This is a genomic window from Heyndrickxia vini, assembly GCF_016772275.1.
GTDB classification, from domain to species: Bacteria; Bacillota; Bacilli; order Bacillales; family Bacillaceae_C; genus Heyndrickxia; species Heyndrickxia vini.
Map to the genome: position 1 here is coordinate 3557350 of NZ_CP065425.1, position 13884 is coordinate 3571233.

At 36.6% G+C, this 13884-nt stretch carries 12 protein-coding genes; 2 read left to right on the top strand and 10 right to left on the bottom strand.

Translation table 11 applies throughout. The features are described from left to right. Positions 1-46: 46 nt before the first annotated feature. The 7 genes from I5776_RS17795 to I5776_RS17825 form a co-directional block, all read right to left on the bottom strand. Positions 47-355: a PTS sugar transporter subunit IIA gene (locus tag I5776_RS17795; RefSeq protein ID WP_202777764.1), complete on the bottom strand. Its 309-nt coding sequence runs from the start codon at positions 353-355 to the stop codon at positions 47-49. 20 nt (positions 356-375) lie between these two features. After that, positions 376-1677, bottom strand: coding sequence for a PTS cellobiose transporter subunit IIC (gene celB / locus I5776_RS17800; protein WP_202777765.1), 1302 nt, complete (start codon positions 1675-1677; stop codon positions 376-378). 20 nt (positions 1678-1697) lie between these two features. Then, positions 1698-2006 carry a PTS sugar transporter subunit IIB gene (locus I5776_RS17805; protein ID WP_202777767.1) on the bottom strand — a complete coding sequence of 103 codons (309 nt, stop codon included), beginning with the start codon at positions 2004-2006 and terminating at the stop codon, positions 1698-1700. Positions 2007-2195: 189 nt separating this feature from the next. Continuing rightward, entirely contained in the window at positions 2196-4829 is a 2634-nt protein-coding gene (locus I5776_RS17810) for a sigma-54-dependent transcriptional regulator (protein ID WP_202777776.1), read from the bottom strand. A gap of 194 nt (positions 4830-5023) precedes the next feature. Further along, positions 5024-6352 (bottom strand): polysaccharide biosynthesis protein, encoded by a 1329-nt coding sequence (locus tag I5776_RS17815; RefSeq protein WP_202777778.1) that lies wholly within the window; start codon positions 6350-6352, stop codon positions 5024-5026. 367 nt (positions 6353-6719) lie between these two features. Then, positions 6720-7907, bottom strand: a complete 1188-nt coding sequence (locus tag I5776_RS17820) for an alkaline phosphatase (RefSeq protein WP_202780848.1) — start codon at positions 7905-7907, stop codon at positions 6720-6722. A gap of 216 nt (positions 7908-8123) precedes the next feature. After that, positions 8124-9035: an SDR family oxidoreductase gene (locus tag I5776_RS17825; protein WP_202777780.1), complete on the bottom strand. Its 912-nt coding sequence runs from the start codon at positions 9033-9035 to the stop codon at positions 8124-8126. A 168-nt stretch (positions 9036-9203) separates the two neighbouring features. On the opposite strand from I5776_RS17825, the gene I5776_RS17830 reads away from it, so the two are divergent. Continuing rightward, complete coding sequence (locus I5776_RS17830; RefSeq protein WP_202777782.1) at positions 9204-9794, top strand: biotin transporter BioY; 591 nt, start codon at positions 9204-9206, stop codon at positions 9792-9794. Between the two features lie 35 nt (positions 9795-9829). Here I5776_RS17830 and map read toward each other — a convergent pair whose 3' ends face one another. Then, complete coding sequence (gene map, locus I5776_RS17835) at positions 9830-10573, bottom strand: type I methionyl aminopeptidase (RefSeq protein WP_202777784.1); 744 nt, start codon at positions 10571-10573, stop codon at positions 9830-9832. 250 nt (positions 10574-10823) lie between these two features. Here map and I5776_RS17840 point away from each other — a divergent pair, with 250 nt between their 5' ends. Further along, complete coding sequence (locus tag I5776_RS17840) at positions 10824-11264, top strand: C40 family peptidase (RefSeq protein WP_202777786.1); 441 nt, start codon at positions 10824-10826, stop codon at positions 11262-11264. Between the two features lie 96 nt (positions 11265-11360). Here the strand turns inward: I5776_RS17840 and abc-f are convergent, their stop codons facing one another. Both abc-f and I5776_RS21675 read right to left on the bottom strand, forming a co-directional pair. Further along, positions 11361-13220 carry a ribosomal protection-like ABC-F family protein gene (gene abc-f, locus I5776_RS17845; RefSeq protein ID WP_202777787.1) on the bottom strand — a complete coding sequence of 620 codons (1860 nt, stop codon included), beginning with the start codon at positions 13218-13220 and terminating at the stop codon, positions 11361-11363. A gap of 311 nt (positions 13221-13531) precedes the next feature. Continuing rightward, a complete protein-coding gene (locus tag I5776_RS21675) occupies positions 13532-13663 on the bottom strand; it encodes an RAxF-45 family protein (RefSeq protein WP_281397266.1) in 132 nt (43 codons plus the stop codon). Positions 13664-13884 lie beyond the last annotated feature (221 nt).

A 13884-nucleotide genomic window follows, 5' to 3' on the forward strand; every position in this document is an offset into this window, starting at 1 on the left:
ATAAATAGGGAGAGATGGGCAAATATGTCCATCTCAGCCTACCAAATTATTTATTCATTGATTCATATAACTCAACAAACTCTTTTGCAAGATCCTTAAATGTAATGGCATTCATTAAGTGGTCTTGTGCGTGCACAAGGAATAGGGTGACTTCTGCTTTATTTCCACATGCTTCATTTTGGATTAATGATGTTTGCACGTGATGCGCATGCAGCAATTCCGTTTCCGCTTTCTCGATAAGTTCATTCGCTGCTGCGATATCTTTTCCCTTAGCTGCTTGAATAGCTTCGACTGCGTCACTTTTTGCATTTCCACTATGAGTAATGATTTTCATGACAATTTCTTCTACATTCATTATATGTTCTCCTTTGCTGACTATTTCGCTTGTTGAATCGGATTGGCATGTAATTGCTCGTTTTCTTTTTTCAGAAATGCTCGCTCAGCCATTTTGATAAATGGAATGTAAATAATGATTGAAATGACTAGATTAATTGCCGCCAAAACTCCGCCTTTCCATGAAGCTGTTGCAACCACTCCACCGATAATAGGCGGTGTTGTCCATGGAAGCAAGACAACTGTCTTAGGAACAATGCCTGTAGCAATCGCAAAATAACTAAGAATCGTTAACACTAATGGCGTTAAAATAAAAGGAATAAACAAAATTGGATTTAATACAATTGGCAATCCAAATACAACTGGTTCATTAATATTGAATAATCCTGGTGCTACTGATAACTTCGACAAATCTTTATATTGCTTATGTTTACGGCCAGAAATTAAAATGGCAATCAACAGTCCAATCGTTGCTCCTGATCCACCTAAATAAACAAATCCGTCAAAGAACGATTTCGTAACAATGTTTGGTATTTCTGCACCAGCTTTTAATGCAGCAATATTTTCATTAATAGCCGGTAAATAAACCGCTTGCATTAATGGTTCTAAAATATTTGAGCCATGGAGACCAAAGAACCATAAGAAATGGTTCACAATCGCAATGACAATGGCAGACCATAATGTATTGGCCAATTTTGCAATTGGTGCTTGTAATAAATCATATAATGCTTGATGTAAGTCAGGAATCCCTAATTTAACTGTAATAACTTTAATAAGACCGAAAATCGTCAACGTAATCATTGCTGGTAAAAGAGCGGCAAAGGATTTAGATACTGCCGGCGGTACGCCATCAGGCATTTTTACATTCAATTTAGAATTTCCTAGTAATCTAGTAAATATTTCAGTTGATACTAACGCAACAAAAATTGCTACGAAAAGACCGGTAGCACTTGCCCATGATAGCGGAAACCCACCATCCTTCGTTGTTGCCATAATTGAGAGCAATGCTGCAATGGAAACTACCCCTGAAGAAAGTCCATCTTTATCATAAGATTTTGCCAAGCTATAGGCGATCGTAAATGCAACAAGCAATGATACAATGGCAAAAGTTCCTTGCCACAATACGCCGCCAAACATCGTCCAGTTTTCACCGAAAACAGATTTCATAAAGCTTTGATAAGCATCTATTGGCAATGCGTTAATTAATGTTGCAAATGATCCGAGAATCATTAATGGCATGATCGTCACAAAACCATCACGAATCGCAACTAAATGCCTTTGTGCTCCTATTCGACCTGCAACAGGAACAAAATATTTTTCTAATACCCCTATTAGTTTATTCATTATTGTTTCCCCCTTTTTTCCTATCCATCGAGTGATTGCAACGCTTTACCTAAAACGGCTTCCCCGTTCATCGTTCCATAATCCATACTATCGATTACTTGAACAGGAATTCCTTTACCAGCAAGTTGCTTCTCTAGTTTCCCCTTTAAAAATCGCACTTGTGGACCTAATAGTAAAATATCAATCTCTTCAAAATGGTTTCGAGCCTCGGCTTCTGCTACTGCAAAAATTTTAATTTCTTCTCCCTTTTGTTCCGCTGCTTTTTCCATCTTTGTAACTAATAAACTTGTAGACATTCCTGCTGAACAAACTAACATAATTTTTTTCATTTCTTTTCTCCCCTTATCAACTACAATTAATTGTTATTTCAGATTACAGAGAGCGCTTTCACCTCCTATAATCTATATTGATGCAAGAAACGTGCCAACAAAAAAACTGCAATAGTACGTATTTCCTACCTTAAAAAAAACGCAAGTATGTAATTCGATTTACACACTTGCGTTTTCTAATTACACACATTATTTACGATTCTCCATAAACATTTGACACAAGTAAGCGATTTCGGATTCCGATAAAATAAAATAATATTCCTTCTCAAGACTTGCCAAGGTTTCTTTTATCACACTCATTTCACGAGCATACTTTTTTCGAAATTGTTCAAACTCATGAAACACTCGTACCGGCTGATTCAATTTCATATTTTCGATTAGAAAGATAAGATGGATGATAATTCCCTTATCTACCCCATCTTCAAGAGTAACATTTAATTTTCGTTCAATCTCATGCATAAGATTTCGGATTCTTTGAATTAATTGCATAATAGATGGAATCGTTTTAATATGTCCTTCAAGAGAGTTCGCCATTTTTTGAAATGGCTCGTCATCTTTAATTAGTTCCTCGATTTCTATGAAAGAATTTTTTTGAAAAATATCAATCGCCGAATAAAATGGTATATCGTCATACTGAAAATGAACGGTGCCAACAATTGCTAAAATATCATATTGTTCAGTGATTTGTGCGATTTTGTCTGTAAATGCTTGACGATTTAAAAATTGTAAAGACAACAGTTCGATATCCCTGTTTCCAATAAGGCTCTTTAGCTTCGATTTTAATTTAAGAGCAACTCCTTCACCTGTAAAGCAAGCTGTAATAATCGCCTTCTTCAATGATTTTCCGCGGGATTTAATTGTATTAGACTGATAGTCGAACAACTGCAAACAACTTTGATAAATATCATCCAAACTTCTCCCTAATGACGCTTTGCGCACAGCCTCCATTACGATAGGTGTGCTCGTCATGGAGATCGTCCTCGTTTTCACACCTGTTTCTTCAAAAATTAAATTTCCAAACGAAGAAAGTGACCCCATATCGACAAGAAAAAGAACACCTTTTGAATGGTTCATATTTTTCACCGTATTTTTAACACGTTCATACATTTCGCCAACTTCCATTGATAACGGCATATCGATCGCTTTTCCTTGCTGAACTCCTAGTAATTCCTGAACAGTTTGCAGCATGCTTGTAGCAGTTGATTTCCCATGCATCATAACAATAATGCCGACAAGTTGTTCTTGATGATACATATTTTCTTCAACATCAGAAGCCAAAAACATCGTAATATAGCCAATTTCATCAAGTGGGATTTCTACATCCATTTCTTGTTCAATCATTTGCGCAACTTCAATCGAAATCTTAAATTCCATCGAATATTTTTTGCGAATATCATTTAAATTCGGATGATAAATTGCTGAATTTTGCCGAATCCGGTCAATCGTCCCTTGTAAATGAAGAGCAAAGGCAAATTTCATTTTTTTACTAAATGTTCTTTTCAATTCTTGTTCCGCAAATTGATAAATTCTTTCCGTCATTCCCCAAATCGATTCATTTACAACTTCATTTACACTACTAACAGGAAGTTGGTCTAAATATTGATTGAAATATTGATTGATATCTACTAGAATTTCCTTTTGTATTTCCGCCTCACTTCTACCATCTTGATGCAAATTGTGAAGCTTCCGTTCTATGACATCATATAAATTATCTTCTGTCCCTATGGCTTCCTCCTTATTTTGCTGCTCATGAAACTTGAAAATCTCTTGGTCACTGCCAATAAGCTTGTTCATTTTTTCACGAAATTCTTTCGTATCAAGCAGTCCTTTTTGAACATGGACTGGTAAATCCATTTGCGTTATATGTAAGTATTGAATTTGATTAGATTTATAGTTAAGGAATGCTTTGGCACATGCTAGTTTCAAATCGCGTTGGAGCTGACCAATATTTGCACTCGTATGATAAAGCAATAATGCACTAAGTGCCCTACGGTCAACATACACGGTCTCATTCAGGCGTTTCGATTCTTGTATAAGAAAATATTCGATCAGCTCATACCTTTCCTCCATCCTTCGATCCTTTAATGAGGGAAGGGTAATCGTCATTGGAATCCTTCTAGTAAAGGTTTCAAGTAAAAATGACTCGGGAATCTCCGTTGTTGCACCGATGATTTGAACAGAAGCTTTTCTTAGAGAATCAGTCTCTCCTAATCTTCGAAACTCACCTTTATCAATAAATGTGAACAACATTTCTTGACCTTCATGGGGAAGGCGGTGAATTTCATCCAGAAATAAAATTCCTTGATCACATTTTTCAAGTAATCCAGGGCGGTCTATATCCGCTCCCGTAAATGCCCCTTTTTTTATCCCAAAAATATGCCCGTATAAGAGCTGTGGATTTTGAGAATAATCAGCACAGTTAAATGTAATAAACGGAGCATTTTCCTGGATAACCTTCGAGTCTTTTGCGTATTCATACATACATTCGGCGAAAAGTGATTTTCCAGTTCCCGTCTTTCCTAAAATGAGCGTATGCAGCCCTCTAGGCGGATATAAAATGGCAGCTTGTGCCTGTTGAACGGCCACTTTCAAACTTCCTTCTGCTCCAATTAAACGTTGAAAAGGATAGTTTTGAAGCGTTGATGGGATTCGATACTTAATTGGTTTTCCACTACCTTTTTCAATCTTATTTTCTTTAAATAGCTCATTTAAATACCTGCTGACATTTGTTCGATCCAATTGAAATTTTTCTGCAATCTCCAGTGCAGAAAAACTCTCTTTTGTTGTTTGTAAAAGATGCAAAATTTCGTCTTTACGGCTCATTACATCCCCCTCATCCGGTTCATAACAGTAATATCTTTATTTTAACTGGTATGTGAAGGCGTTTCCATCTTTAAATATATTCTTTCATAAACAGCTTTTAAAAAAACTCGCCGCATTACATGGATGGGCGAGTTAATGACATGTTTATTTTGGCCTATTTCGTTCTTACATCGTAGTCTTAATGACTATATGCGCTAATAGGAATGCTTCACCGGCCTTCTAAATAGTAACGTTACACCGATTTTCTTACATATCGTGACATAATGCATAAGCATAATGAGTAATGCCCCCGTATTCATGCCAAGAATGATTCCTGTCATATTAAATTGCTGATTCGAACCAAGGATATACATCATGACGAACATAACGACCGTTGACCATAGAAAATGTAGGAGCGTGTCCTTAATCAGACCAATGCCAATCAAAATCGCTTGCATCGGAATTGCAAAAAAGTGAAACAAGAAATATGGCCAAAGTAATTGTAAGTAAAGCGGTGCAATATCTGAATCAAAAAACATATGGGTGAGCGGTTTGGCAAAGATATGAAAAATAATAATCGCAGGTATTCCATAAATAAACGTCATGAGTATGACTTGCTGTAAAAGATTGCGAAGCTTTTCAAAATCCCTTTTCGCATATGCTTCAGATACCGTAGGAATGAGGACAGTTGATAAAGAATGAGCAATAAATGCTGGAAAGAAGCCGATACTAAATGCTACTCCGGTTAACAACCCAAAGTGCTCAATAGCCATCGTTCCCGAAAATCCCGCTTTCATTAATGCAGCCTTGATTAAAAAGGGTTGTATCGCATGTGTAATAGAGTGAGAAATTCGCATACCTGTTGTTGGTAACGAGACAGACATCAAACTTTTTCTCACCGATTTACCTGTTAAACGGGCATTGTTCTTATTTTTAAAATACTTAAATTGGAGAAAAAACGTATTGACCAAATAAATAAAAACGATTAACTCACTTCCAACTAAAGTGCATAATGCGATAAAAATCGCTTTATCTAGTTCAAATTGAAACAATTTATAAATAATCACAAGGAGGCCTAATTGAACGATTCTTCGTAAAAAATTGGCCGTTGCAATTTTGCCCATATGCTGTACACCCATAAAATATCCCCTAGCTACTGATGAAAAGGATACAAGTGGGATGATTACGATGACTAATGCTCGAATATAGGGATGATAATGATTAAATACAGGAAGAATGGGCAGTACCAAAATAGAGACTACTACTAATACAATAGTAAAAAGCACGGTAAAGCGGATGGCGTGCTGAAGCATACTAAAATGATACTTCTCTTCCTTTTCGGCAATGAATTTTGAAATCGACACGGGTAATTCCATACTTGCCAACACAACAATAAAGAAAATAACTGGCAAAATAGACATATATAAGCCCATTCCAACTTCACCAAGCTCATTTGCTAGCACCATATTTATAAAAAATTCAACACATTCACCAATAAATGCAACAACAACTAACAGAAACGTTCCTTTAAAAAACGTACTCATACAGTCTCTCCTATCCAATAAAGCTCTAACTATTAAACAAGACATCTAATAAAGGATATGAGACAAGTCTAGATAATATTTTAAAAATTTTATTGGATACAAAAAAGAGCAGAGATCTGATGCCCTACTCTTACGATAATGCTGTTTTCTAAAATTTTGTTGATTTAAACGCTAAATAATATTGAAAACGCAGAGTGGATTGAAGCGGAAGGAGCTTGACTCCTGCAGGACATAGAGGAAAGGTCGAGACCCCACAGGCGTAAGCCGAGGAGGCTCGACTTCCTCCCTGCGGAAAGCAAGCTCCTGCAGCGGAAAGGAACGGCCACTGTTTAACAAAATTTACGAAATGAGCATAGCATAAAGCTATCTATCTTTTTTTCTTTAACCCCATTGCTTGAACCATCGCATCATAGATATGTGTATTTTCATAAAAACCAGTAAACAACTCTGCACCTTTTCCCATTGCAGTAAGGGGTACATCAACTGCTGTATGGCCGGAAGTTGTCCAATCGATAACAAACTGATCTTTGGAATTTGCTACTTTGAACGGACCATCTTCTTTTGATATCCCCTCACCAGATTCATCTGAAGGGTTCACTTCTTCGATTGTCAAACCGCCACATTCATGGTCTGCGACAACAAGCACTAATGTATCCGGATGTTTTTTCGCAAACTGTTTGGCAATGTCCACAGACTTATCTAATTGCTTCCCTGCCTTTAACATTAATTTCGCATTATTTTCATGGGCCATTTCATCAATTCCTTCCTCCTCTACCATTAGGAAGAAACCTTTTTTATTTTTAGATAAAGTGTCAATTGCCTTTTTTGTCATTGTTGGTAACGAAACAACTGGATCATAAATATCCCCTTCACCTTCTGGTCTTTGCTCAAACATTTCTTCATTAGCAAAGAGACCTAGCAGCTTATTTCCTTTTGCCTTTTTCAACTCTTTTTCATTTGTTATATATTTGTAACCTAGTTTTTTTGCTTTATTGACCAGATTTCCTTGTGTACCTTTACTTTGTTCAGACGGATCCTTTGCTGGCTTGTCTGGATATGTACCCGGATTTCCTGCTGGATACCAGAAGTCTTCGCCACCGCCTAACAAAACATCCACTTTACTTTTTTCTAAGTATTGTTTGGCAATGTCGCTTTGAGCAGAACGATTGGTAACATGTGCACCGAAAGCCGCAGGAGTGGCATCAGTAATTTGGCTTGTTGTTACAAGTCCAGTTGATTTTCCGGATTCTTTCGCTAATTCCAAGATTGTTTTTATCGATTTTTTGTTTTTGTCCACACCTACAGCACCGTTATATGTTTTAACGCCAGAAGCCATAGCTGTGGCAGCAGCTGCTGAATCGGTAACAGTCGTTGTAGAACTTGTATGCACTAATCCCGAGTAAGGCATCTTATTCATTGAAAGATCCCCTTTATTTCCGACAGCTGCTAAACGAATAGCGTCTCGATGAGCCAATCCCATTCCATCACCTACAAAAAGAATCACATTTTTTGCGTCTTTTTTAGGTATCTCTTTTGCATTTGCAAAAGAACTCATGCCAAGGGTAGTGGCAACTGTTAATGCAAGGGCCGTTTTTAACACTGTGCTTTTTTTCACTTTTAACACTCCTCGAATATGAATTAGCTTACATTTTCATCATAGCGAGGAATGTTTAAGAGAATATGAATCCTATGTAAACAATTGATTAATAGGTTTACAGTTTTTAGTTTTTGCAAGGTCGCAAATTAAAGCAACCTTGCCAATCTATTTCGTTTACGAACTTACCATTGTTCCCCCATTAACATGGATGACTTGACCTGTTACATAACTGGAATCCTCTGATGCTAAATATACGTAGGCAGGTGCAAGTTCATATGGCTGGCCCGCTCTTTTCATTGGTACATCGAGACCGAATTTAGACACTTGTTTCGCTGAAAAGCTTGATGGAATTAGTGGTGTCCATATGGGACCAGGTGCAACAGCATTGACCCTTATACCTTTATTAACTAGATTTTGTGATAATGCTCTTGTGAAGCCAACTATGGCACCTTTTGTAGCGGAATAATCTATTAATGTTTTGTTACCTTCATAGGCAACTACGGATGCTGTATTAATAATTGCACTTTTTTGTTTTAAATATGGAAGAGCTGCTTTTGTTAGATAGAAAAAGCTATAAATATTTGTTTTAAACGTCCGGTCCAACTGTTCTGTCGTAATATCTAACAGACTTTTTTGTGGGAATTGAACCCCGTGATTATTAACTAATATGTCCATTTTGCCGAATGTTTCAATTGTTTGTTTCACCACTTGTTTACAATGATCTTCGTCTGTCAGATCGCCGACTATAAGGAGACATCTTCTTCCTAACTTTTCAATTTTCCTTTTCGTACGATTGGCATCTTGATCTTCATAATGATAATAGTATGGAATAACAATATCTGCTCCCTCTTTTGCAAAGGCAATGGCGACTGCTGCCCCGATGCCACTATCTCCACCTGTAATAATGGCAACCTTGTTTTTTAGTTTCCCACCGGCTTTATACTTTTTATTATCCACGATCGGTTTTGGATTCATTAATCCTTCGATTCCTGGTTGCTTCGATTGATGCTGTGGTGGAAATGATGTTTTCTGCTTTTTGCTTCGTATATAGAACGGTTCATACGGAAACCGCGAATAAGGATTCATCCTTTTCACCTCTTTTTATAGGCATTTACCCGAATATTGTATTCTTCATAAGTGAAAAGGTGAGTCTTCGAATGTGATAAAGAACGTTTTATGTTAACCAAAATAATTTTTAGGTTGACATATAATGTTCCATTCTATTATTCTAAATTATATGAAAGGAGGATATACATGAAATTTCGGGCAATTGATATTTGTTATGTAGGATTGTTTGTTGCTTTTATGATGATTGGTGCGAATATTACTTCGTTGGTACCCTTTATGGTAATAGGTGGGGTCCCTATTACATTACAGACCTTTTTCGCTATTTTAGCAGGGGCAGTATTGGGCAGTCGTTTAGGATCAATTTCAATGATCGTTTATGCGGTAGTTGGATTAGTAGGTGTACCAGTGTTTGCACAGTTTGGTGGCGGCATTAGGGTGCTTATCAGTCCTACATTCGGTTTTATTCTTTCATTCATTATCTTAAGTTATGTTGTTGGAAAAATAGTAGAAAAAAATCAGCAATTATTCACTTATTTTATCGCTTCAATTATAGGTTTAGTGGTGAACTATCTTTTCGGAACGAATTGGATGTATTTTGCTTATAAATTTTGGGCGGCTGCTCCAGATGGGTTTACATATAAAATGGTATGGTTATGGATGGTTCCACCATTACCAAAAGATATCTTTCTTTCCTTATTTGCCGGATGGATGGCCCACCGCCTCCGTAAAACAATTAAAGTTAGCAGCTTTCATTCGAAAGCAAGCATTGAATCATAGAAAAAAGGGAAACGCAGGGTTTCCCTTTTTTCTATTTATAATGTAATAACAATCGGTTTATCCTTTGTTACAATGACAGTGTGTTCCACCTGTGCGACTAGGCTTCCATCAGGTGTTTTATATGTCCAGCCATCATCCATTTCAACTACTTCTTCCGCTCCCGTTGAGATGAAAGGTTCAAAGGCAATCACCATTCCATCTTTTAATAGATCATTATCCCATGGTTCATAGTAATTCATGATATAATCAGGTTTTTCATGGAGTGCCCTTCCTACCCCATGTCCCGTTAAGTTCATGATTACCGTGAAACCGTTTCTTTTCGCTTCATTCATAACCGCTTTTCCAATTTGATTTTGCTTTGTCCCTGCTTTAATTTTCTCCAATCCTTTATCAAATGCTTTTTGGGCACACTCACATAATGCATTTAATTCGGAGGTTGATTGGCCAACAACGAAGGAAATTCCCGTATCTGCGTAATAACCATTCCATGAACCAGATACATCAATATTAATAAGGTCCCCATCTGCAATTACGCGATCACTCGGAATTCCATGCGCCACTTCATCGTTTACACTTATACATGTGTATCCGGGAAAATTATACTCCCCTTTTGGTCCCGAAATCGCATCATTTTCTGCAAATAGTTGGCCGGCCCGTTCATCTAATTCCTTGGTTGTTACCCCAGGTTTCGTCAGATTTTTTAATTCATCACGTATAAGAGCAACAATTTTCCCGATTTTCTTCAAGCCCTCTACATCTTTTTCGTTTTTTACTATCATTTTATCTTTCCTTTCAAAATTGACATAGTCCCTTTCTATTATATAAAAAGTGCTCTTCTAATCCAAAATTACTTTCCTTATTACCTAACAACCCCTATAATATCCCAAAAAATGGCGAATTTCTCGTGAAAAAGCTCTATTTTTGTAACATTGTTGTAACATTTGTTTAAAACAACTGTAAAAAAAATTTCGACAAGTTTCTGTTATATTTAAATTAATAGAAAACTTTGAATATGAGGTGGCCCTTTTAATGAAACGTATCGCATCCCTAATTGCAGCAATGATTCTAGGAATTACACTTTTTTTACCCGTTCAATCTAGTGCAGCATTTTCTGCAAAAAATGTAATTAAAGAAGCAAAAAAGCATATTGGAACACCATATAAATGGGGCGGCGTTACTCCAAAAGGGTTCGACTGTTCAGGATTTGTCTATTATTCTTTTAAAAAGAACGGGAAGAAACTACCTCATTCATCTTCGGCTATGTACAAAAAGGGAACAAAGGTTAAGAAGTCTAAATTAAAACCTGGCGATTTAATATTTTTCAAAACAAACGGGCGCAGCATTTCCCATGTAGCGATTTATATCGGTAAGAATCAAGTTATTCATTCGGTGTCAAGAGGAGTTAAAATTGACAGTCTTTCAACAAATTATTGGAAATCAAGATATGTTGGGGCAAAACGATTAAAATAAACACTTGTAATAAACTGCATATCAATTGATATGCAGTTTTTTTGTCATCAATCTATCTGCTTATAATTATAAGACGTCTATCTACCCTATAAAGTTTCAATCTCCCTCAATTATTTGAGCTAATTTTCCGTACATATCCTCCCTCTGACTTTCAAGCGTTCTTTGTTGCATATATAATTCCTGAAGTTGATCTAACTTTATCGTCGACTCTATTTGTTTCAACAGTTCCTCAAGTTGTGATTCAATTGTTTCTATATCTACCTCTAGCACCTTCGTCGAAACTTTCTCTTCTTTTTTCTTCGGTTTTTTTTCAACTTTTACAGGCAGCATACTCCTTTGTCGTAATTCATTCATTTTTCCTTTTGCCCAATTATAATCACCATTAAACATATGAACAACTCGATTTTCTATCCAATATATTTTTTTAAATAGACGATTGAGGAAATAACGATCATGAGTTACAGCTAATATCGTACCGTTAAATTCATCGAGAGCTTCCTCCAATACCTCTCTCGAATCAATGTCTAAGTGGTTTGTCGGCTCATCAAGGATGAGAAAATTGATATCTTGATACATGAGCTGTGCCAATCGTAATCTCATCCTCTCTCCACCACTTAACTGATTTACTTTTCGAAAAACGGAATGACCGTAAAAAAGAAATTTAGCTAAAATATGCCTTGCCTCACCTTCTGTAACACTTATCTCATTTCGAAACGTATCGATAACAGATGTATCGGTTGATTGATTAAAAGCTTGCTGTGATAAGTAACCAATCTTTAAATTGCTGCCGAGAGTTACATTCCCAGAATCGGGGGTGATTTGTCCGAGCATTATTTTCAATAATGTAGATTTACCCGTTCCGTTTTCGCCAATAATAGCAACTCGATCAAGATATTGGATATGCATATTCACCTGATGGAATAGATGCTTTTCGGAAAAAGACTTTGAAACTTCTTCTAGCTTTACTACATCTTTCCCACTTCGATGGACCGCTTCAAAATCAACATTTATTTTTTTTCTTTCGAGAATGGGACGATTAATTTTTTCCATCCGCTCTAATGCTCGTTCCATATTGCGGGCACGTTTATGCAATCCTTCATTAGGCGGATTGGCTCGATTGGCCCACTCTTTCAACCGTTTGATTGCTTCTTTCATTTTTTTAATTTTTTTCTGTTGTTCTTGATAGGCTTGAAATTCCTGTAATAACCGTTCTTCTTTTTCTTTCACAAATCCCGAGAAATTCGTTTTGTACAGGTGAACTTCCCCATCTTCTAGGTCGATAATTCTATTTACGATTTCATCTAAAAAATATCGATCATGGGATATGACAACAACGGTGCCCGGATAGTCTTTTAAATAATCTCCCAGCCACTCAATCGCTTGTAAATCAAGATGGTTCGTCGGCTCATCAAGCAGAAGTAAATCGGGATTTTTCAATAATATTTTTCCAAGTCCTACTTTTGTCTTTTCTCCGCCACTTATATCGGAAAACTTTTGCGGTAGTAATGATGTAATTTGTAAACCATTCGCAACTCGCTCTAGGTTTGCTTCCATTTCGTAGCCGCCTTCTCGAATAAATTGGTCTTGGAGGTCTCCATATTTCTGTATGTCGGAATCCCTGCTTTCTTGTGCCATTTTTTCTTCAAAACTTTTCATTTTCATTTCTATTTCTACTAATGATTGAAAACTTGTTTTTAATACTTCCCTAACCGTTTGCTCATGTTGATTATCGGGTATTTGTGACAAGTAGCCAATTTCATACCCTTTTTTCCAATGGATTTGCCCTGTATCTGCTGTCTCGATCGACGATAAAAGTTTCATTAATGTTGTTTTTCCACAACCATTGCGGCCGACTAATCCGACACGATCTTTTTCCTTGATTTCGAAACTTACGTCTTCAAAGATGGCATTTCCGCCATAGGATTTGTTAATTTTATTTACACTGCAAATAATCATCTATTATCATCCTTTTTTGTTAGTTGTTTTTGGTTATAAACGATGACCGTTCCTTTCCGCTGCAGGAGCTTGCTTTCCTCTATATCCCGCAGGAGTCAAGCTCCTTCCGCTCCAATCCACTCTGCGTTATCAAAATTATTTAAAGCAAAACCATAATTTCTCAGAAAAGAGCATTTCATAAAATAAAAAGCCATAGGAAAGAGATCCCATGGCTAATAAGTTATAAATTAATTTGGTTTAAAAAAATAGAGAGAGCAAGAGCCCTCTCCTAAACCGAACCGAATTTAAGTTTTAGTGGGTATAGAGATTTCTCACCGTTTTTTCAATATGAAGTTGCTAAAAATGGGCAGACTGATCCCGTTAGCAGCTTGAGTATGAAAAATCGCACGGCAAATATACATATAATCCATCAATTGCCCGCGAACAAAAACGGTGTTACTCATCTTTTCCCCACCTCCTTAATCAATAGTTACCCTTATTTTAAAAGTTTTCAAAATTATTTGCAAGTCCTTTTCATATTAAAAATAGTCCCAAAGATGCTTCACTATACGAAGTAAAATCCGAAATGGCCAGAAAAATAGTTCAGGTATCCAAAACAAAAGATCCAAAATGAAATCCCAAAAGGTATATCGTTCGTTCTTTTGCTTCTTAATGGATTTTCTGC